This window comes from Mesorhizobium sp. MC2-1-1, assembly GCF_057597255.1.
On the sequence record NZ_CP195205.1, the window covers coordinates 4,895,781 to 4,915,906 of the forward strand.

Annotated in this window: 18 protein-coding genes; 4 read left to right on the top strand and 14 right to left on the bottom strand. The window is 64.1% G+C overall.

What is annotated here, in order from left to right; translation table 11 throughout:
- Positions 1-53 precede the first annotated feature (53 nt).
- The 3 genes from ACR64R_RS24250 (at position 54) to ACR64R_RS24260 (ending at position 3,296) form a co-directional block, all read left to right on the top strand.
- A complete protein-coding gene (locus ACR64R_RS24250; protein WP_487358775.1) occupies positions 54-1,076 on the top strand; it encodes a substrate-binding domain-containing protein in 1,023 nt (340 codons plus the stop codon).
- A gap of 147 nt (positions 1,077-1,223) precedes the next feature.
- On the top strand, positions 1,224-1,715 hold the full coding sequence (locus tag ACR64R_RS24255) for a DUF417 family protein (RefSeq protein WP_487358776.1): 492 nt from the start codon (positions 1,224-1,226) through the stop codon (positions 1,713-1,715).
- Positions 1,716-1,949: 234 nt separating this feature from the next.
- Complete coding sequence (locus tag ACR64R_RS24260) at positions 1,950-3,296, top strand: NAD(P)/FAD-dependent oxidoreductase (RefSeq protein WP_487358777.1); 1,347 nt, start codon at positions 1,950-1,952, stop codon at positions 3,294-3,296.
- A gap of 22 nt (positions 3,297-3,318) precedes the next feature.
- Here the strand turns inward: ACR64R_RS24260 and ACR64R_RS24265 are convergent, their stop codons facing one another.
- The 14 genes from ACR64R_RS24265 to puuE form a co-directional block, all read right to left on the bottom strand.
- Positions 3,319-4,755, bottom strand: coding sequence for a S8 family serine peptidase (locus ACR64R_RS24265; RefSeq protein ID WP_487358778.1), 1,437 nt, complete (start codon positions 4,753-4,755; stop codon positions 3,319-3,321).
- Entirely contained in the window at positions 4,745-5,413 is a 669-nt protein-coding gene (locus tag ACR64R_RS24270; protein ID WP_487358779.1) for an anti-sigma factor, read from the bottom strand. The genes ACR64R_RS24265 and ACR64R_RS24270 overlap by 11 nt, the downstream gene beginning before the upstream one ends.
- On the bottom strand, positions 5,410-5,976 hold the full coding sequence (locus ACR64R_RS24275) for a sigma-70 family RNA polymerase sigma factor (protein ID WP_487358780.1): 567 nt from the start codon (positions 5,974-5,976) through the stop codon (positions 5,410-5,412). The genes ACR64R_RS24270 and ACR64R_RS24275 overlap by 4 nt, the downstream gene beginning before the upstream one ends.
- Positions 5,977-6,126: 150 nt before the next feature.
- Complete coding sequence (locus ACR64R_RS24280; protein ID WP_487358781.1) at positions 6,127-6,966, bottom strand: alkaline phosphatase family protein; 840 nt, start codon at positions 6,964-6,966, stop codon at positions 6,127-6,129.
- Between the two features lie 82 nt (positions 6,967-7,048).
- Entirely contained in the window at positions 7,049-8,638 is a 1,590-nt protein-coding gene (locus tag ACR64R_RS24285) for an ABC transporter substrate-binding protein (RefSeq protein ID WP_487358782.1), read from the bottom strand.
- A gap of 117 nt (positions 8,639-8,755) precedes the next feature.
- The gene (locus tag ACR64R_RS24290) at positions 8,756-10,456 is read right to left on the bottom strand and encodes an ABC transporter ATP-binding protein (protein WP_487358783.1); all 1,701 of its coding nucleotides are present in this window, start codon (positions 10,454-10,456) and stop codon (positions 8,756-8,758) included.
- Complete coding sequence (locus tag ACR64R_RS24295; protein WP_487358784.1) at positions 10,456-11,277, bottom strand: ABC transporter permease; 822 nt, start codon at positions 11,275-11,277, stop codon at positions 10,456-10,458. The genes ACR64R_RS24290 and ACR64R_RS24295 overlap by 1 nt, the downstream gene beginning before the upstream one ends.
- A 40-nt stretch (positions 11,278-11,317) precedes the next feature.
- Positions 11,318-12,277, bottom strand: a complete 960-nt coding sequence (locus ACR64R_RS24300; RefSeq protein ID WP_487358785.1) for an ABC transporter permease — start codon at positions 12,275-12,277, stop codon at positions 11,318-11,320.
- A 100-nt stretch (positions 12,278-12,377) separates the two neighbouring features.
- Entirely contained in the window at positions 12,378-13,967 is a 1,590-nt protein-coding gene (locus tag ACR64R_RS24305) for an ABC transporter substrate-binding protein (RefSeq protein WP_487358786.1), read from the bottom strand.
- A gap of 149 nt (positions 13,968-14,116) precedes the next feature.
- Positions 14,117-16,102, bottom strand: a complete 1,986-nt coding sequence (locus ACR64R_RS24310) for a CocE/NonD family hydrolase (protein WP_487358787.1) — start codon at positions 16,100-16,102, stop codon at positions 14,117-14,119.
- An 85-nt stretch (positions 16,103-16,187) separates the two neighbouring features.
- On the bottom strand, positions 16,188-16,781 hold the full coding sequence (locus tag ACR64R_RS24315; RefSeq protein ID WP_487358788.1) for a nucleoside deaminase: 594 nt from the start codon (positions 16,779-16,781) through the stop codon (positions 16,188-16,190).
- Positions 16,782-16,791: 10 nt separating this feature from the next.
- A complete protein-coding gene (locus ACR64R_RS24320) occupies positions 16,792-17,283 on the bottom strand; it encodes an ureidoglycolate lyase (protein WP_487358789.1) in 492 nt (163 codons plus the stop codon).
- A complete protein-coding gene (locus ACR64R_RS24325) occupies positions 17,280-18,140 on the bottom strand; it encodes a bifunctional allantoicase/(S)-ureidoglycine aminohydrolase (protein WP_487358790.1) in 861 nt (286 codons plus the stop codon). Before ACR64R_RS24325 ends, ACR64R_RS24320 begins: the two co-directional genes overlap by 4 nt.
- 14 nt (positions 18,141-18,154) lie before the next feature.
- Positions 18,155-19,579 carry an allantoinase PuuE gene (gene puuE / locus ACR64R_RS24330; protein ID WP_487358791.1) on the bottom strand — a complete coding sequence of 475 codons (1,425 nt, stop codon included), beginning with the start codon at positions 19,577-19,579 and terminating at the stop codon, positions 18,155-18,157.
- A gap of 169 nt (positions 19,580-19,748) precedes the next feature.
- Here puuE and uraH point away from each other — a divergent pair, with 169 nt between their 5' ends.
- Positions 19,749-20,123, top strand: coding sequence for a hydroxyisourate hydrolase (gene uraH, locus ACR64R_RS24335; RefSeq protein ID WP_487358792.1), 375 nt, complete (start codon positions 19,749-19,751; stop codon positions 20,121-20,123).
- Positions 20,124-20,126 lie beyond the last annotated feature (3 nt).

Here is a 20,126-nt window from a genome sequence, read left to right on the forward strand (position 1 = left end):
GGTCATCATCGGATCGATTCAATTTGAAAGCGCTTTGAGGCTGGAGACCTCCGATGAACCTCAAGCAACTCTCGCATATGCTGTCGCTCTCGCAGACCACGGTCAGCAGGGCGCTGAACGGCTATCCCGAGGTCAGCGAGGAAACCCGGCGCCGGGTGATGGACGCGGCCAAGCGTCATGGCTACCGGCCGAACCCCAGCGCCCGCCGGCTCGCCACCGGCAAGTCGGGCATGATCGGCTATGTGCTGCCGACGGGCGCCTCCGTCGACATCGATCCGCATTTCGTCGAATTCCTCTCCGGCCTCGGCGATTACGCCCGCGCACACGAGCTCGACCTCGTGCTTTCGCCCGCCGATGCCGACGATGAGGAAACGACCTATCGGCGCATCGTCGCCAATCGCCAGGTCGACGCCGTGTACCTTTCATCGCCGCGTCCGGTCGACAAGCGGCTGGCGCTGGTCAACACGCTGGGCATTCCCTTCATCGTCCATGGCCGCAGCGAAGGCTTCGACTTCGACTATCCCTATCTCGACATCGACAATGAAGGCGCCTTCCACGAGGCGGCGAGACTGCTGATCCAGCTTGGCCACAAGCGCCTGGCGCTGATCAACGGCAATGAGCGCGAGACTTTCGCCATCCATCGCGAGCGCGGCGTACGCCGCGCGCTTGCCGCAAGCGGCATGACGCTCGGCGAGCGCCATATCCGTTCGGTCACCATGACCGAGGAGAACGGCTATCGCGCCGCCCGCCGGCTGCTCGAGGAAGCCGAGCCGCCGACGGCGATCGTCTGCTCCAGCCTGATCATGGCACTCGGCGTCGTGCGCGCCGTGCGCGACCTGGGCCTGACCATTCCCGGCGACCTGTCGCTGGTCGCCCATGACGACGTCTTCCCGTGGCTGCGGCCAGAAAATTTCCCGGTGCCGCTGTCGACCACGCGCTCCTCCATCCGTCTCGCCGGCGCCCGCGTCGCCGAGCGACTGGCGGCGCGGATATCGGGGCTGGAGGAGGGCGCGCGCGGCGAGGTCTGGCCGGTCGATCTGGTGGTGCGGGGGTCAGTGGCAGGGGCGCCGGTGTAGGGAGCCCCCTGTTTCTTCCCGTCCGGATGTAACGAAATCTCTCTGCCAACGAACAAGCTGGACGGCCCTCAAGAGCCTGCAGCTTGCCAACCAAATGCCGGCTGCGGCTCCTTGGTTTGACATATCGCTACCGGCAAAGGACACAGCATGCATAGAGAGTTCAACGTCGCTGAGACGGGCTTCGGCTCTTATTGGCCGCTCGCCATCCTCAGATGGGTAATGGTGCTGATTTTCGTGTCGTTCGGCATCCAGAAGTTCACGCCGCAGTCGGCGCAAGGAATTGCTCTCTTTATCTCAAACAGCCCGTTCGTCTCTTGGCTCCAGCTTTTTGGAATTAGAGGCGAGGCCTATCTTCTGGGCTGCATCGAGCTGGCGACGGCTGCGCTTTTGGCTTTGGGGGCTTTTGTGCCCATCCTGTCTGCCCTGGGCGCATTGATCGGGGTCGGCACGTTTCTCATCACTTGGTCGTTTTTCTTTACGACCCCAGGTGTTGTCGTATGGAGCATCTCCACGGATCCCATCGCATGGAATCTGGCTGGGGAGTTTCTCTACAAAGACATAGTGCTCCTCTGCGTCTGTCTGGTTCTATTTCTTAATTCTCTTCCACCGGCCCTGGTTCGCCTGCGAGCGAAACAATAACGGTTGGAAGCACTCGTTGGGGGATAGGGTTGCGTCTGGCTTGGGCATTTGGAGACAGTCGCCAGCCAAGCCACTTGGGCGCCTGTCAGGTCAGGACGCGACAGCTTGGTCGGCCGTCTCTTCCCGGGTTACCTTTGCTGTCGTGGGACAACGGTCCCCCTTCGGCTGCTCCTGATCTTGGATGGTGACAACCGGTAAGCAAGAACCGTCAACCAGTCCTTCAGAGTACGCCATTTGCCGACATTCCCGTTCACCGAAGCGGATCCGATCCAATATCCAGGGCCGCCGCCGAAGACCTCGCAGGTGGTGATTGTCGGTGGCGGCATTATCGGCGTGACCACGGCCCTGTTCCTTGCCTCTCGAAACATCCCGGTGACGGTGCTGGAAAAAGGCCGCGTCGCCGCCGAGCAGTCCTCCCGAAATTGGGGCTGGATCAGAAAGCAGGGACGGGACGCGGATGAACTGCCGATTGTCATCGAGGCCATTCGCCTGTGGCGGCAACTGGCGCAGGAATGTGGCGAAGACATCGGGCTCACCCAGACAGGCGTGACCTATCTTGCGAATGCCGACAAGGACATGGCCGGCTTCGAAGCATTCATGAAGATCGCCGCCCTCCATGATCTCGACACGCGCCTCCTGGACGCGGACGAGACCGCAAACCTTATCAAGGGCATGTCGCGCAGGTTCGTGGGCGCGATGACGACGCCCTCCGACATGCGCGCGGAGCCTTGGCTGGCTGTGCCTGCGCTGGCCAGGCTTGCCGTGCGAAAAGGCGTCAGGATCGTCGAGAATTGCGCGGCGCGAGGCCTGGACATCGCGGCCGGCAGGATCAAGGGCGTATGGACCGAGGCGGGACATATCGAGACCTCCACTGTGCTGGTCGCCGGCGGCGCCTGGTCATCCCTCTTCCTGAAAAGACATGGCGTCTCCGTTCCGCAGCTCAGCGTCCGGGTGACCGCGGCCGCAACGGAGCCTCTGCCTGAAATCCATGCGGGCGCGGCAGCCGACCACCACATCGCTTTCCGGCGCAGGCAGGATGGCGGATACACGCTCGCCGCGGGCGGCAGCCACCTGCTATACTTGGGACCCGACGCGTTCCGGCACGCCACCAAGTATATTCCCGCCCTCAGGAACGATCCGTTCGGAGCGCGCTATTTTCCGTTCGCTCCATCAGGCTACCCGGATAGCTGGTCGACGCCGCGCGATTGGGCGCCGGATTCGCCAAGTCCTTTCGAGAGAATGCGCGTGCTCAGCCCTGCCCCTGAACCGGCCAAGCTTCGTTCGATCGAGCGCAATTTCAAACAGCTTTTTCCGCAGTTCGACGACGTTCGCCTGAAGGTCGGCTGGGGCGGCATGATCGACGCCATGCCCGACGTCGTCCCGGTCGTGGATCGGGTCCTGGCGATCGGCGGTCTTTTCGTCGCGACCGGAATGAGCGGCCACGGCTTCGGCATCGGGCCTGGTATAGGCCGCGTCGTCTCCGACATGATCCAGGGAAACGAAATCGGGCACGACCTCAGCCGCTTTCGGCTGCCCCGCTTCTATGATGGAAGCCCTGTCCGGTTGGGGCCAGCGCTGTGAAGTAGGCGGTCGGCTGGCCGGTTCACTTCGCCGCTTCCGCCGCCTTGATATCCAGCAGCCCGTAGCCGAAATCATTGTCGCGCCCCTTGGGCCCGAGATCCTTGGCTGTCGCCGCAAGCGCCTTCTCGATGTCGTCGGCGGTGCGATCGGGCGCGACGTGGATCAGATTGGCGATGGCGCCGCTGACGATTGCTGCAGCGAAGGATGTGCCTGTCACCACGTCGGAGCCGGCGCCGCTCGGCGCCACCATCTCGACGCCCGGCGCCGAGATGAAGACATAGGCGCCGCGATTGGCCTGCGGCATCAGGGCGTCCTTGGCGTCGGTGGCGGTGACGGCGATGACGCCGTCGAAGGCGGCCGGATAGCCATAGGGCGCCTTCGGCCCGTTGTTGCCGGCCGCCGCCACCAGCACGATGCCGAGCGCCCGGGCATTGCGGCAGGCGGTGCCGAGCAACTCGTTCTTCGGCCCGACGAAGCTCATGTTGATGATGCGCACGTCCTGTTCGGCCGCCCAGTCGAGCGCCGAAAGGATGACGTCCATGGTCGACTTGCCGCCTTCGAAGGCGCGCGCGTGATAGATCCTGGCGCCGGGTGCCATGCCTTCCAGCGGGCCGACGCCGGCGATCAGCCCGTCGACCGAGGTGCCGTGGTCGCGCTTTTCGATCGGCACGTTCGGCATCGCGTCATATTGCTCGGCGACCACGCCGGCGAGCGCCGGGTTGGTGTCGTCTATGCCGGTGTCGATGACGGCGACGCGCACATTCTCGCCGCTCGCTTGTTTCGAATCGAGCGCGATGCGGTCGAAGGCATAGTTCACGATGCCCGCCGCCTGCTGCAGCGTGTAGATGTGGTTGGGTTCGCGCCGCTGCGTACGTCCGTCCGCGGCAAGCTGCGCCAGCACCACGCCGACGGGCCGCCCGTCGGTGATGCCGAAGCGCACCAAGGTGGTTCCGAGCAGCCGCGACTGGCGCTGCGAGCGCACCTGCAGGCCGAAGGAGTTGGCGATCTGCTGCACCACGCCGGCATCGCCGTCGACCGTCACCAGCACCTCGTCGGGCACGAATTCGCCGGAAATCGCGCGCGCCGGTTCGGCAAGGTTGAGGCCTTGCGGCACCGTGACGGGTCCGCTCGGCGCCGGAGGGGGCGGCGTGCTGCTGGCACCGTTCGATGGGGATGTGCCTTTGGTCGGCGGCTGCGCGGCCGAGCCGGCGGGCGTGTTCGGGAACAGGTCGACGATCAGCGCAGGCAGCATCACCGCGCCGCCCGTGTCATTGCCCGCCGCACCCCGATTGCCCTCGGCGTCGCCTTCCTTGTCGCAGCCGGCGCCCGCAGCCGTCGTTCGGTTCAGGCAGTTGACCTGCTTCTGCGTCAGATTCGGATCGTTGGTCTGCGCAAACGCAGGCGCCGCGATAAATGCCACGAGGATTGCCGCGCGAAGAATGACCGCCTTAGCCGCCATCGACCGGTTTCCTTCCCTGGATCACAGCATCCGCGAAAGGCTGGGCGGCAATAAGGCCAACGAGTTTGTCGTAATCGGCCGTCGTGTTGGCCGGGATCGTCAGGTGGAACACGCCGTCCGCGGTCGGGCCGCCGGCGATCTTCAACCCGTTCTGGTCGAGGAAGGCCGCGATGTCGGCCATCCTGGCGTCCGGCTTGAACTTCACCAGCGCGAAAGGCAGCTTCGCCAGATCGTCCTCGGCGCCGGCCACTTCGAAGTCGTTGCCCTTGCCGCCCGGCTGCTCGAAGGACTGCACCAGGACGAGCGCAAGCAACGCCGCGGCGGCAGCCCAGGCGACGCCGGCGGGCATCGCCGTAACCCGGCCAAAGACTTTCGCCAGCCACGACTGCCCGGCCGGCGCTCGCGCTGGGCCGGCCTCCGCGTCCAGCGCCCTGGCAAAGCGGGACAGCGCGTCGGCCGGCGGGCGGATCGCCTCGTTGGCGGCGGCGGTGCCGGAGAACTCCGCCTCCGCCTCGCCAAGCGCTGCGAGCGCCGCCGGGTCGGTAGCCAGCCATTCCTCGACGGCCTCCAGTTCGGCGCCTTCCAGCGAGCCGTTCAGATAGAACGGCAGCAGCGTTTCCATCTCGTCGCGGCGCGACATCTTTTCAGCGGCGCTCATGGCCACCCCCTGTCGTAACCGGCGGCCTTGAGGGCCTCTCCGAGTTTCTTGCGGGCGTAGAACATCCTCGTCTTGACGGTCGCGACCGGAATGGCGAGCACCTCGCCGATCTCGGTCACCGACTGGCCATGATAATAGGCAAGGTCGATCACCGTGCGGTGTTCCTCCGGCAAGGCGTCGATCATGCGGCGCAAGGCGGCGGCCTTGTCCTCCTTCATCGTCACGACTTCCGGCGTATCGGCGCTGTCGGGAACCTGCGCCGCGTCATCGTCGTCGATCCAGTCTTCCTTCTTCTTGCGCAGCATGGACAGCGCCTTGAAGCGGGCGATTCCGAGCAACCAGGTGGAAACCTCAGAGCGACCCTCGAAGCCGGGCGCCTGTTTCCACAGCTCCAGAAAGACCTCGTTCGCGATATCGTCGGCCATCATTTCCGATCCCGTCTGGCGCGCCACGAAGCGGTAGACCCGCGCGTGGTGACGCATGAACAGGAGCCGGACGGCGGCCCGGTCGCCCTTCGCGACCCGGTTCACCAGCGCGCGATCGGTTTCCGTCGCCGCGTTCATGGCCGGTCGAGCCGCCTGGCTCCTCGTGGCTCTGTCGCTGATCGGTCCAAAAAGGTTCATCCTCCGCCAAGGAATTTTCGGAGGCTAACCGAAGAAAGGAGAGGTTGCCAGTAGGAGCTCTTTGCCTTCTCCCCAGGGGAGAAGGGCGATCTAGACCAGAAACACCTGCGCCTTCATCGTCTGCGGTATCGCCACGCCGAGCCGGCTCAGCACCGTCGGCGCGAGCTGCAGCTGGTCGAGCAGCGTGTCGGCCTCGGGGCCTTTCGCAGGCCCGAAATAGTAGAGCGCGAAATCCTGCATCTCGTCGTCGCGGCCGCCATGGTGGCCGCGGTCGGTCTGGCCGTGGTCGGCCGTCACGATCACCTCATAGCCGGCATCGCGCCATTGCGGCAGGAAGCCCGCCAGCATCGCGTCCATCGCATAGCAGGCATGGTCCATCTCGTGGCAGTCATGGCCGAAACGGTGACCCATGGAGTCAAGAGTGCAGGTGTGCAGGATGCCGTAGTCGATGCCGTGGCGCTTAGCCAGCATGGTCAGCGTCGCGAACAGGTCGACGTCGCTCGGTGTCATCTGGTTCTTGGCGTTGTAGCCGGTCATGGTGTGGAAGCGGCCATGCGTGATCGGCCCGCCTGGTTCGTCGAATTCCATGTCTTCGACGAGGTCGAACGGGTACGAACGGAAGAACTCCGACCAGTAGGAATGGGTCACGGCCCCGGTCTTGCCGCCAGCCTTGCTCACTTCGGAGAAGATGTCGGGCTGCGCGACGCGAAAGCGATTCTCGTTCGAAAGGATGCCGTGCACCTGCGGTGTGACACCGGTGTGAATCGAGGCATAGCAGCAGGCCGAGGTCGACGGCAGCACCGAGCGCATCCTCCAGACCTTTGCCTCGCCGGACTGCGCCCAGCCTTCGAGATTGCCCATCAACCGGCGCCAGTTCCGGTAGGGCACGCCGTCTAGGATAATGAGCAGCAGTTTGGATTTCAGCGCCACGGACAGCTTCCTGTGATTGTCGGTCTAAACAAGAACGCCGCGCGTCCTTGGGACACGCGGCGTTCGAAGAATTATATTGATATCAGGCGTTCAGCCAGCATTCGCAGAGCGCGTAGCCGTCCATCATCTCGCCATTGGGGTTCTTGGCGTAGCCGCTGACCTTCTTGGTGTTGGCGGCGTCGATGAACTGGTTGAAGAACGGCACGATCAGGCCGCCTTCGTCGCGCATCAGCATTGCCATGTCCCGGTAGATCGCCTTGCGCTTGGCCTGGTCGAGCTCGGCCCGGGCCGTAAGCAGCATCTTGTCGAATTCCGGCCGTTTGAAGCGTGTGTCGTTCCAGTCGGCGGTCGAGAAGTAGCCGGTGGAATACATCTGGTCCTGCGTCGGTCGTCCGCCCCAGTAGGAGAGCGAGAAAGGCTGCTTGTTCCACACTTCCGACCAGTAGCCGTCGCCGGGCTCGCGCTTGATCTCTATTTTGATGCCGGCCTTGGCGCAGCTCTGCTGGTAGAGCTGGGCGGCGTCGACCGCGCCGGGGAAGGCGACGTCCGAGGTGCGCAGCAGGATCGACCCGCTATGGCCCGACTTCTTGTAGGCCGCGGCCGCCTTTTCGGGATCGAACTTGCGCTGCTCGATGTCGGCGGAAAACAGCGGGTAGGCCTCGTTGATCGGGAAATCGTTGCCGACCGAACCGTAACCGCGCAGAATCTTTTCCAGCATCTCCTCGCGGTCCATGGCAAGCTTCAGCGCCATGCGGAGATCATTGTTGTCGAAAGGCGCGGTGTCGCAGAACATGTTGAACGGGTAATAGCCGCGCCCCGACACGTTCTCGATGCTGACGCCCGGAATGCGTTTCACCAGGTCGACCACCTTCGGCTCGACCCGGTTGATGAGATGCACTTGGCCGCCCTGCAGCGCAGCAAGACGCGCCGTGGCATCGTTGATGACGACGATCTCGACCTGGTCGGCATGGCCGGCCTTGTCGCCGCGCCAGTAGTTGGCGAAGCGCTCGCCGCCATGTTTCACGCCGGGCTGGTTGACGGTGACCTTGTAAGGGCCGGCGCTGATGCCGGCATTCGGGTTGTCCTTGCCGCCATTCGGCTGGATGACCAGATGGTAGTCAGCCATCAGATAGGGGAAGTCGGCATCGGCATCGCCGAGGGTGACCACCACTTCCTTGCCCTGGGCCTTGACCGTCTTGATGTTCTTCAAAATGCCGAGCGCGCCGGATTTCGACTTCTCGTCCGCATGGCGCTCAAGCGTGGCGGCGACATCCTCCGCGCTCACCGTCTTGCCGTTGTGGAACTCGATGCCGTCGCGGATCTTCATCGTCCAGGTCTTGGCATCCGCCGAAGCGCCGATCTCCTCGGCGATCAGGTTCTCGACGCCGCCTTGCGGGGTAAGGCGGACGAGGAATTCGCCCCATTGCTTGCAGAAGTTGAATGTGACCTGACTGAGATTCAGCGCTGGATCCAGGCTGTTGGTCGACTCGCCGCCCTGCAGGCCGGCCTTGATGATGCCGCCCTTTACCGGCGTCGCGGCGAAAGCCTTGCCGGCCAGAGTCGTCGCCAGCGCCGCCGAGACGCCGAGAGCCGCCGCGCGGCCAAGGAAATCGCGGCGCGAGATCCAGCCCTTGCCGGCGAGTTCGGCGAGATGATCGAGTTCCGTATGCATGTCTTACCCCCCTTTGTTCGAAATTGATTTCGGCGCGGGTTCCAACCGCCGCTACACCTTTCCTGTTCCCTGTTGCGGCCGCATGACAAAGACTTTCATGGGGCCGCCTTTGGCAGGCTAATTTCCGGCGCTCTCCATGCGCCGGCCCTTGATCGCCTTTTCCAGCCAGCCGATCTCCATCTCCGGCACCGATGACAGGAGCAGGTCCGTATAGGCGTCGAAGGGCGGCGTCAGCACCTTGCTCTTGGAGCCGTAGCGCACAACCTCTCCGCGATACATCACCGCGATCGAGTCGGCGATCGACTTCACCGTCGCCAGATCGTGCGTGATGAAAAGATAGGCGACCTTTTCGTGCTGCTGCAGGTTGAGCAGCAGTTTCAGGATGCCGTGAGCGACCAGTGGATCGAGCGCCGAGGTCACCTCGTCGCAGATGATCAGCTTCGGCTTGGCGGCGAGCGAGCGCGCAATGCAGACGCGCTGCTTCTGGCCTCCCGAAAGCTCGGCCGGATAGCGGTCGACGAAACCCTTGCCCATCTCGATCTCGTCGAGCAGTTCGGCCACGCGCTTGTCGCGCTCGCGTCCCTTCATGCCGAAATAGAACTCCAGCGGCCGGCCGATGATCGTGCCCACCGTCTGGCGCGGGTTCATCGCCACGTCGGCCATCTGGTAGATCATCTGCAACTGGCGCAGATCCTCCTTCGGACGGTCGGCAAGCCTGTTGGCGAGCGGCCTTCCGTCGAAAGTGACGGTGCCTTCCTCGGGCGGCAACAGCCCCGTGATGGCGCGCGCCAGCGTCGACTTGCCGGAGCCGCTCTCGCCGACAACGGCCAGCGTCTGGCCGGGATAGATGTCGACCGAGACGTTCTTCAGGACCTTGACATGGCCGCCGCCATAGGCGGCGGTGACGTTCTTCACCGACAGGAATGGCGTTGTGCCGGGTTGCTGTTCGCGGTGCTCGATCTCATGCACCGAAACCAGCGCGTTGGTATATTCCTGGCGCGGCTCCTTGATGATCTGCCGCGTGCCGCCCCACTCGACCAGTCGCCCGTGGCGCAGCACCATGATCTCGTCCGACACCTGCGCCACGACGGCAAGGTCGTGGGTGATGTAGAGGGCCGCGACATGCGTGTCGCGTATGGCGTCCTTGATCGCCGCAAGCACGTCGATCTGCGTCGTCACGTCGAGCGCCGTGGTCGGCTCGTCGAAGACGATGAGGTCGGGCTCCGAGCAGAGCGCCATCGCCGTCATGACCCGCTGCAACTGGCCGCCGGAGACCTGGTGCGGATAGCGCTCGCCGATCGTTTCCGGATTGGGCAGGCTGAGCTTCTTGAACAGCGCGACCGCCCGCTTCTCCGCCTCGGCCCGCGTCGCGGTGCCGTGCAGCAGGGTGGCCTCGACCACCTGGTCGATCAGCTTATGCGCCGGGTTGAAGGCGGCGGCCGCCGACTGCGCGACATAGCAGACTTCGCGTCCGCGCAGCGCCCGCACGCCTCTCAGTCCGGCCTTCAGGATGTCGCGACCGTTGAGGATCACCTCGCCGCCGGTGATGCGGACGCCGCCGCGGCCATAGGCCATGGACGCTAGGCCGATGGTTGATTTGCCGGCGCCGGATTCGCCGATCAGACCCAGGACCCTGCCCTTCTCCAGGGTCAGCGAGACGTCGTGGACGAGGGTGATCGTCTTCGGCGCCTCGCCCGGCGGATAGACTGTCGCCTCGATGCGCAGGTTGCGGATGTCGAGGAGCTTGCCTGAGCCTGCCTGGCCGGACTTTGCTTGACCAGACTTTGGTTGTCCTGACTTGGCCTGATCGTCAGCCATCAGCCGCGTCCTCCCTTCAGGCTGGTCGTGCGGTTGAGGACCCAGTCGGCGACGAGGTTGACGGAGATCGCCAGCACCGCGATCGCGGCGGCCGGGATCAGCGCCGCCGGAATGCCGAACACGATGCCGTCCTTGTTTTCCTTGACCATGCCGCCCCAGTCCGAATCCGGCGGCTGTACGCCGAGGCCCAGGAACGACAGCGCCGACAGGAAGAGCACCGCGAAGATGAAGCGCACGCCAAGTTCCGCCACCAGCGGCGACAGCGCATTGGGCAGGATTTCGCGGAAGATGATCCAGGCCTTGCCCTCGCCGCGCAGCTTCGCCGCTTCAACGAAGTCCATCACGTTGATGTCGACGGCGACCGCGCGCGACAGGCGATAGACGCGGGTAGAATCGAGGATGCCCATGACCAGGATCAGTGTCAGCGTGTTCGTCGGCAGCACCGACAAGACGACGAGGCCGAAGATCAGCGTCGGGATCGACATCAGAAGGTCCACGAAGCGCGACAGCAGCGTGTCGAACCAGCCGCCGAAGACTGCAGCCGTGAAACCGAGGATCGAACCTAGCGAAAAGGATAGCGCTGTCGCCGCCACCGCAATCTCCATGGTGATGCGGGCGCCATAGATCATGCGCGAGATGAGATCGCGGCCGAGATTGTCGGTGCCCAGCCAATGGGTGGCCGACATCGGTTCCCACACGTCGCCGACGATCTCGCCATTGCCATGCGGCGCGACCCAGGGCGCGAAGATGGCGCAGAAAGCAAAGAAGCCGGTCAGGATCAGCCCGACCCAGGCGGTAATCGGGATTTGTCGTAGCGCCATTCGCCTCAGTTCCCCCTCTGGTCGTCTTGCATCCCGCCCGTCATTTCGGATGCCTCAGCCGCGGGTTGGCCACAATGGCGGCGATATCAGCGACGATGTTGAGCGTGATGTAGACCGCGGCGAAGATCAGGCCGACCGCCTGCACCACCGGCACGTCGCGCTTGGCGACATGGTCGACCAGATACTGTCCCATGCCCGGATAGACGAAGATCACCTCCACCACCACGACGCCGACGATGAGGTAGGCGAGGTTGAGCATGACGACGTTGACGACTGGCGCGATCGCGTTGGGAAAAGCGTGCTTGCGGATGATGTCAAAGGCCTTCAGCCCCTTGAGCTCGGCGGTCTCGATATAGGCCGACTGCATGACGTTGAGGATCGCCGCGCGCGTCATGCGCATCATGTGGGCGAGAACCACCAGGGTGAGCGCCGTGGCCGGCAGCACCACGGCCTGCAGCCTTTCGAGGAAGGGCGTGGAGTCATCCACCGTCGAGATGCTGGGAAAGATCTGCCAATGCACGGCAAACACGAAGATCAGCACATAACCGATGAAGAATTCCGGGAATGATGTCGAGGCTAGCGCCAGGCCGGAGATCAGCTTGTCGACGAAGCCGTTGCGATAGCGCACGGCAATCAGGCCGAGAATGATCGCAAGCGGCACCGCGACGATCGCCGCGCAGGCCGCCAGGAACAGCGTGTTCTTCAGCCGCGTGCTGATCGATGTCGCAATATCCAATCCGCTCGACTGCGCCGTTCCGAAGTCGCCATGAAGGATGCCCCACAGCCAGTGCACGTACCGCAGCCAGGCCGGGTCGTTGAGCCCGAGCTGCTCGCGCAAATTCGCTAGCGCCTCCGGCGTTGCCGATTGCCCGAGGATCGCCTGGGCGACGTCGCCCGGCAGGATCTGCGTGCCGGCGAAGATCAGCACCGAAACGGCCAAAAGTAGGACCAGGCCCAGCAAGACGCGCTGAGCGACCAATCTCAGGATCGGAGACGACATCGGCTACCCGCAATGGTGAAGAAGGGATGACACCCGCCTTTCGGGCGGGCCATGAAAGCCGGGAAGGGCCGGCTCGCGCCAGCCCTTCCTTTGTCCTTCCTCAAGCCTGCAGCCAGCACTCGATCAGGGCGTGGCCGTTGCTGAGTTCCTGCGCCGGGTTGTCGACCCAGCCTTCGACGCCCTTGCCGGTCGCGTCAACGAACTGGTTGAAGAACGGCACGATCAGGCCGCCTTCGTCGCGCATGATCTCGCCCATGTCGCGATAGATCTTCTTGCGCTTGGCTTCGTCGAGCTCGCCGCGCGCCGCAAGCACCATCTTGTCGAAATCGGGGCGCTTGAAGCGTGTGTCGTTCCAGTCGGCGGTCGAGAGGTAGGCCGTCGAGTACATCTGGTCCTGCGTCGGACGGCCGCCCCAATAGGAGAGCGAGAAGGGCTGCTTGTTCCAGACTTCGGTCCAGTAGCCGTCGCCGGGCTCGCGCTTGATCTCGATCTTGATGCCGGCCTTGGCGCAGCTCTGCTGGTAGAGCTGCGCGGCATCGACGGCGCCCGGGAAGGCGACGTCGGATGTGCGCAGCAGGATCGAGCCGCTATGGCCCGACTTCTTGTAGAGCGCGGCCGCCTTTTCGGGGTCGAACTTGCGCTGCTCGAAGTCGCCTGCGAACAGCGGATAGGCCTTGTTGACCGGCATGTCGTTGCCGACCTCGCCGTAGCCGCGCAGGATCTTGGTCAGCATTTCCTCGCGGTCCATGGCGAGCTTCAGCGCCATCCTGAGGTCGTTATTGTCGAAGGGCGCGGTATCGCAGAACATGTTGAACGGATAGAAGCCGCGACCCGAGGCGGCGCGGATCTTCACGCCGGGCAGCCGCTTGACTAGGTCGACGATCTTCGGCTCGACGCGGTTGATCATGTTCACCTGGCCGCCCTGCAGCGCGGCCATGCGGGCTGTCGGGTCGTTGACGACGATGATCTCGACCTGGTCGGCATGGCCGTATTTGTCGGCCTGCCAGTAATTGGCGAAGCGCTCGCCGCCATGCTTCACGCCGGGCTGGTTGACCGTGACCTTGTAGGGGCCGGTTCCGATGCCGGCGTCAGGCTTGTCCAAGCCGCCATTCGGCTGGATGATCAGGTGGTAGTCCGCCATCAGGTAAGGCATGTCGGCGTTCGGGTCTTTCAGCGTGACCACGACATTGCCGCCATCGGCCTTGATGGTGTCGATGCTCTTCAGGACGCCGAGCGCGCCCGACTTGGACTTCTCGTCGCTGTGGCGCTTCAGTGTCGCCACCACGTCGTCCGGCGTCACTTCCTTGCCGTTGTGGAACTGGACGCCCTTGCGGATCTTCATCGTCCAGGTCTTGGCGTCCTTCGAGCTGCCGATCTCCTCGGCGATGAGGTATTCGACGCCGCCGCCCGGCGCGAGCTCGACCAGCGTTTCGCCCCAGCACTTGCCGAACGCGAACGGAACCTGGCTAAGGAAGGTCGCCGGGTCGAGGCTGTTGGTGGATTCGCCGCCCTGCAGGCCGGCCTTCAGCGTGCCGCCCTTGACCGGACCGGCAGCGCGCACGGCGCTGGAGAGCATCGAGTTGGCAACGGTGGCGGCGACGCCGAGCGCGGCGGCGCGACCGAGAAAATCGCGACGGCTAAGCTTTCCGGCGGCGACGCGCCGGCTGAGATAGTCGAGTTCGTTTGACATTATGGTTCCTCACTCTGGGTATCCGACCTTTTTGGTCGGTTCTTGCTGTTGAGGAGATAATGACCGTAAGGGAAAGCGGCAGGCAAGACCGAATGCGACATACGGTGGCGTAAATCGCACGTCGCGTTTGGACCAATCTGGCCTTCGGCTCAAACCATGGAGCGGGGAATCGCCTGCTCGAAGTCGCGCTCGAAGACCAGCTTTTCGCCCTCATAGGCTTCGATTCTGGCGGTGACGATGAAGTTGCCGGCTTCCGATCGCATCTTGGCGAAGGTCTCGGTTCGCACCGACCATTCATTGCGCGACAAGGTCTGCGTCCAATGCGTGGCTCCGGTTGCCGAAAGCGGGTCGTCCGGATGGATCGCCCATGTCTCGCGCACGACGCTGCCGTTGACCAGCCCATGGTCGAGGTCGCGCAGTTCGCCGAAATCGTCGGTTATGGAAAGTGTGACGAGGCCGGTCTTCTCGTTGCGATCGATATGGCGTTCGGAGTTCGCCGGCCGGATCGTCTCGGTCGCCCAAGGCGTCGCGCCTTCCGGCTCGGGGAACGAGACTTCATCGCCCGCCGCCAACGGGCGCAGCGGAAGCTTCAGCGTCGCCTTTGAGAGATCAATCCGCACCGGCTCCGGCGACGGCCAGATCATCGGCCAATAGGCGCTCGAAACCGCTACGCGCAATTTATGGCCCGCCGGCACCCGGTAGCCGCATTGGTCGAGCACGACGCGCGCCGAAACGGTTTCGCCGGGAACCAGCGCCCGTGGGAACTCATGCGAGTCGCGGTGGGTCAGGTTAAGCACGCCATAGGAGATCAGCTCCGAGGCGCCGTCGGGATGCACGTCGCAAAGACGCACCGCGATGTTCGCTTGCGGCCGATCGGAGGCGACCCGGATCTCGAGCTCCGGCGCGCCGACAATGTCGATCGGCTCGCCGAGCTCCGGCTGGTCGAAACAAACCGACAGTGCGTCGTCCGTACGCTGGTCGCCGGGCAACTCCGGCCCGAAGGTGAAAGGAAAATACTCGCCGCCGGCAAGCCCGCAGGACTGCGGCGAAGCGACGATCGAGGGCTTGGCGCTCTCGGGGATCAGTTCGACCGCTTCGATTCTGATATTCGGCGACGGCCAGTCCCGCTCCGCCACCCAGCGGCCGGGCCGCTCGGGATGCCAGCGCGCCGGCCGCACGCTGTCCATGACATAGGCGCGGTAGTCGGGATCGGCCTCGACGCCTGTCGCAGCATCCTTCAGCCAGCGGTCCCACCAGCGCAACGCCTCCTGCAGGAAGCCGATAGCCGGATTGGGTCCGGCGTAGTGCGGGTATTTGTGGATCCAGGGGCCCACGATGCCTTTGACCGGGGACTGGATGTTGCTGACGAGGTTGGAGATCGTGTTGCGGTAACCGTCATGCCAGCCGCCGATCGACAGCACGGCCGCCTTCACCGCGGAAAAATCCTCGCAGATCGAGCCGCGTTTCCAATAGTCGTCACGGTGCTGGTGGCTGAGCCAGAGCGGGAGGAGAAAAGACTGGTTCTCCAGCCGGCTGAGCCACAAATCACGCCAGCGATTGCCGCCGGCGATCGCCGGATCCGGCGGCCGCGACGAATAGGACAGCATCGTCGAGGCCCAGCCGAAATTCTCGAGCAGCAGGCAGCCGCCCTTGTAGTGAATGTCGTCGGCATAACGGTCGACGGTCGAGCAAAGGCTGATCACCGCCTTCAGCGCCGGCGGCTGTTTCGCCGCCGCCTGGAGGCAGTTGAAGCCGCCCCAGGAAATGCCCATCATGCCGACATTGCCGTTGCACCAGGGCTGCGCCGCCGCCCAGGCGATGACGTCGCAGGCGTCCTGCAATTCCTGCTCGGAATATTCGTCGTCCATCAGCCCTTCGGAATCGCCATTGCCGCGCATGTCGACGCGGATCGAGGCGTAGCCATGCCCGGCGAAGTAGGGATGGGTGAGCTGATCGCGGAAAATCGTGCCGTCGCGCTTGCGATAGGGCAGGTGCTCGAGGATCGCCGGCACTGGATGATCGGCGGCATCCTCAGGCATCCAGATACGCGCCGACAGCCGGCAGCCATCCGGCATGACGATGCCCATGTCAGGAATTTCGACGACCTTGCGGGGGAATTCGGTGACGGTTTTCATGGGGGCTCCGGTATCCGCCGCCACATGATGGAGTCGTGGACAATGCGTCGTGGGCCAACCGGCGAAATCGGCTGGTCAATCCGCGTCAGCTCAAGGGAATATCGTTCTCGGCCTTGCTTGCCTGATAGGCGCCTGACAGCTCGTCATAGCGCGCCGCGATCCTGCCGATCCGCGCCTCCACCCGCCCGCGCTCGGCTTCGGGCAAGGCCCGCGCCAGCCTGCGGATGGAAAAACTTTTCCAGTAGGCGTTCTCCGCGTTGTAGCCGCCCGGGTCGAGGGTGAAGACCTCTTTCAGGATCTTCAGATCATGCGGGATGGCAAAGCTGTCGCGCGAGTCCTCATGGCTGAACAGGTAGTAGAAATTGTCGAAGCCGGTCCAGGTGATCGCCGACAGGCAGAGCGAGCAGGGCTCGTGCGTGGCGATGAACAGCGCGTCTTTTGTGTCGACACGCTCGGCCTTGGGCATCTCGTAGAAGCGCTTCAGGCAGTGCACCTCGCCATGCCAGAGCGGGTTTTCCATCTCGTTGTTGGTTTCGGCCAGCACCAGCGACCGGTCGGCCTTCCTGAGGATCGCCGCGCCGAACAGCTTGTTGCCGTGGGCCACGCCTTCCGCGGTCTTCGGCACGATGTCGTGCTCGATCACGTCGAGCAGGCGGTCGATCAGCGAAACGTCGGTCATGGGCAAGCTTTCAGGGAAGGTGGATCTCGTAGGGTTGCGAGAAATGAAATTCCTCGAGATTGGAGCCGTCGCCGCCGCGGTCGACGATGAGGAAATCCTGTTCTTCGCCGATCGGCGTCAGCACGCCGTGCCACAGGTTGCGGCGGTAATTGATGCCTTGTCCGGGGCCGGCGAGAAAGGCGTGCGGCTCGCCCGGACCGTCCTTGGTGTCGTGGCAGACGACAACCAGGAAGGGCCGCGGCGACAGCGGGATGAAAGCCTGGCTGCCGAGCGGATGGCGCTCGACCATGGTGAGCTTCAGCGGCATCTCGTACGGCGTGCCGCGCACCATCGAGATCAGCACGCGCGCATTGGGTCCGGCGGCCTCCGCGGTGGCAAGGTCGTGGTAGCGCATCGCTCGGCCTGCATTGATCGGGTAGCGGTTGTCGCCGCCCATGTCGATAACGTCCCCGAACGGCGCGAAATCTTCGCGGGTCAGCGGCCTGGCGACGATGCGGGTCAACGCGGGCGGGCCCCAAGATAGCCGCCAAGCTTGGCGTGTCGATTGACGTCCTTGTAGAGCAAATAGCGGAATTTTCCCGGGCCGCCGGCGTAGCAGGCCTGCGGGCAGAAGGCGCGCAGCCACATGAAATCGCCCGCCTCGACCTCGACCCAGTCCTGGTTGAGCCGGTAGACCGCCTTGCCTTCGAGCACATAGAGCCCATGCTCCATGACATGGGTTTCGGCGAAGGGAATGACCGCGCCCGGCTCCAGGGTGACGATGGTGACATGCATGTCATGGCGCATGTCGGCCGGGTCGACGAAGCGGGTCGTCGCCCAGCGACCTCCCGTCCCCGGCATCGGGCTCGGCGTCACGTCCTGATCGCTCGAGAACAAGGCCTCCGGCACGTCGAGGCCGTCGACGGCCTCATAGTCCTTGCGGATCCAGTGGAAGCGGACGGCGGCGCTGCTTTCGTTGCGCACCGTCCAGCCGCTGGATGGAGGCAGGAAGGCAAAGCCACCGGCGGCAAGCACATGCTTTTTGCCGGCTAGCGATACGGTGAGCTCGCCCTCGACGACGAACAGCACGCCCTCGGCGCCGGCGTCGAGCTCTGGCCGGTCGCTGCCGCCGCCCGGCAGAACCTCGACGATATATTGCGAGAACGTCTCGGCGAAGCCGGAGAGCGGTCTTGCGATGATCCAGGCCCTGGTCTTCTCCCAGAACGGCAGCGGACTGGTGACGATGTCCTGCATCACGCCCTTGGGGATGATCGCATAGGCCTCGGTGAAGACGGCCCTGCCGGTCAAAAGCTCGTTCTGGCCGGGATGGCCGCCATGCGGGGCGTAATAGGTTCGCTCGGCAGTCTTGATCATATCCATGGGAGGCCCTGGCGTTATTGCGGGAGCATGTCTTTCAGTCGAAGCAATGCGATGCGCTCGACCTGCTTGCAGGCGGTTTCGAACTCGGTGCCGCGGCTGTTGCCGATCCGCGCCTCGAACTCCGCCAGGATTTGGTCCTTGGTCTTGCCCTTGACCGCGATGATGAAAGGGAAGCCGAAGGTGGTGACATAGGCGGCGTTGAGTTTCGAGAACAGCTCGCGCTCCTTGTCGGTCAGCGCGTCGAGGCCGGCGGAGGCCTGTTCCCTGGCCGATTCCGATGTCAGGCGCTTCGCCTTGGCCAGCTTGCCCGCGAGGTCCGGGTGGGCGTTCAGCACGGAGAGCCGTTCGCCTTCGCTCGCCGCGCGGAAGACGCGGCAGAGGGCGTTGTGCAGGCCGCCGGCGCTGTCATGCGCCGGTCCGAGTTCCAGTTCGTACGCCCGCTCCGCGATCCACGGCGAATGCTCGAAGATCCCGCCGAACGCATGCACGAATTCTTCGAACTCCATCCGCGACGGGCGCAGCGCCGGCGCCTGATAGGGGTGCGTTTCGCGCCAATGCCTGGCGATGTCGATGCGCCGCGTCAGCCACACTTTGTCATGCGACTTCACATAATCGACGAAGCGCTTCAACGCCGCCACCCGTCCTGGACGACCGACCAGCCGGCAATGCAGGCCGATATTCATCATGCGCGGCCTGCCCGCCTTACCCTCGGCATAGAGCGTGTCGAAACTATCCTTCAGATAGGCGAAGAACTGGTCGCCGGAGTTGAAACCCTGCGGCGTCGCGAAACGCATGTCGTTGGCGTCGAGCGTATAAGGGATGACGAGCTGCGGCTTCTCCAGTCCGTCGCGATCGAACCAGTAGGGCAGTTCGTCGTCATAGGTGTCGGAGACATAGTCGAAGCCGCCTTCCTCGGCGACGAGCCGCACCGTGTTCACCGAGGTGCGGCCGGTGTACCAGCCGGTCGGCCGCGCGCCGGTCACCTCGTAATGCAGCCGGATAGCCTTATCGAGGTCGCGCTTCTCGTCCTCGGCCGCATGGTCGCGATAGTCGATCCATTTCAGGCCGTGCGAGGCGATCTCCCAGCCGGCCTCCTGCATGGCGACGACCTGGTCGGGCGAGCGCGCCAGTGCGGTGGCGACGCCGTAGCAGGTCACCGGCACCTGCGCTTCGGTGAACAGCCGGTAGAGCCGCCAGAAGCCGGCGCGGGCGCCGTATTCATAAATCGATTCCATGTTCCAATGACGCTGGCCGACCCATGGGGCAGCGCCCACGATTTCGGACAGAAAAGCCTCCGAAGCCTTGTCGCCATGCAGCACGCAATTCTCGCCGCCTTCTTCGTAGTTGACGACGAATTGCACCGCGACATGCGCCCCGCCGGGCCATTTCGGGTCCGGCGGATTTGCCCCGTAACCGCGCATGTCCCTGTCGTAACGCATTGCCACTCCTGCCCGATGGTTGGAATGAAGATATCGAAAGGGGTGCCCATGCATTCCCCCGAAAATTTTTGAAAGTGCTTTTTGCCCGGCTCCGCTCGACCGGGACTTATGCATCGCCTTTAATTGGCGCACAATTGACCTGAAACCGTACCGGGATGGGAGGCGGCCAATGGCAGAAACGTCGAAAGCCGATGGCGGGCGCCTGACGACCCACGTGCTTGACACTGCGACCGGCCGACCGGCAAAGGGGCTGTCGATCGGGCTTTTCCGCATCGAGGGTCAAAGCCGAACGCATCTCAAAACCGTCGCCACCAACGAGGACGGCCGCTGCGACGCGCCGCTGCTGGCCGGCGCCGATTTCCGCACCGGCGAATACGAACTGGTCTTCGCCGCCGGCGACTATCTGCGCGGCCAGGGCGTCACCCTGCCGCAACCGGCCTTCCTCGACATCGTGCCGATCCGCTTCGGCATGGCGGAAGCGCGGCATTATCATGTGCCGCTCCTGATTTCGCCTTATGGCTACTCGACCTACCGGGGGAGTTGAGAC

Bases quoted from the DNA above. Each gene is read 5' to 3' on its own strand.
- ACR64R_RS24300 (WP_487358785.1), bottom strand. From the start codon at position 12,277: ATGTCGTCTCCGATCCTGAGATTGGTCGCTCAGCGCGTCTTGCTGGGC.
- ACR64R_RS24265 (WP_487358778.1), bottom strand. From the start codon at position 4,755: ATGGCGGCTAAGGCGGTCATTCTTCGCGCGGCAATCCTCGTGGCATTT.
- ACR64R_RS24310 (WP_487358787.1), bottom strand. From the start codon at position 16,102: ATGAAAACCGTCACCGAATTCCCCCGCAAGGTCGTCGAAATTCCTGAC.
- ACR64R_RS24305 (WP_487358786.1), bottom strand. From the start codon at position 13,967: ATGTCAAACGAACTCGACTATCTCAGCCGGCGCGTCGCCGCCGGAAAG.
- ACR64R_RS24315 (WP_487358788.1), bottom strand. From the start codon at position 16,781: ATGACCGACGTTTCGCTGATCGACCGCCTGCTCGACGTGATCGAGCAC.
- ACR64R_RS24325 (WP_487358790.1), bottom strand. From the start codon at position 18,140: ATGGATATGATCAAGACTGCCGAGCGAACCTATTACGCCCCGCATGGC.
- ACR64R_RS24250 (WP_487358775.1), top strand. From the start codon at position 54: ATGAACCTCAAGCAACTCTCGCATATGCTGTCGCTCTCGCAGACCACG.
- ACR64R_RS24270 (WP_487358779.1), bottom strand. From the start codon at position 5,413: ATGAGCGCCGCTGAAAAGATGTCGCGCCGCGACGAGATGGAAACGCTG.
- ACR64R_RS24295 (WP_487358784.1), bottom strand. From the start codon at position 11,277: ATGGCGCTACGACAAATCCCGATTACCGCCTGGGTCGGGCTGATCCTG.
- ACR64R_RS24255 (WP_487358776.1), top strand. From the start codon at position 1,224: ATGCATAGAGAGTTCAACGTCGCTGAGACGGGCTTCGGCTCTTATTGG.
- ACR64R_RS24275 (WP_487358780.1), bottom strand. From the start codon at position 5,976: ATGAACGCGGCGACGGAAACCGATCGCGCGCTGGTGAACCGGGTCGCG.
- ACR64R_RS24290 (WP_487358783.1), bottom strand. From the start codon at position 10,456: ATGGCTGACGATCAGGCCAAGTCAGGACAACCAAAGTCTGGTCAAGCA.
- ACR64R_RS24285 (WP_487358782.1), bottom strand. From the start codon at position 8,638: ATGCATACGGAACTCGATCATCTCGCCGAACTCGCCGGCAAGGGCTGG.
- puuE (WP_487358791.1), bottom strand. From the start codon at position 19,579: ATGCGTTACGACAGGGACATGCGCGGTTACGGGGCAAATCCGCCGGAC.
- uraH (WP_487358792.1), top strand. From the start codon at position 19,749: ATGGCAGAAACGTCGAAAGCCGATGGCGGGCGCCTGACGACCCACGTG.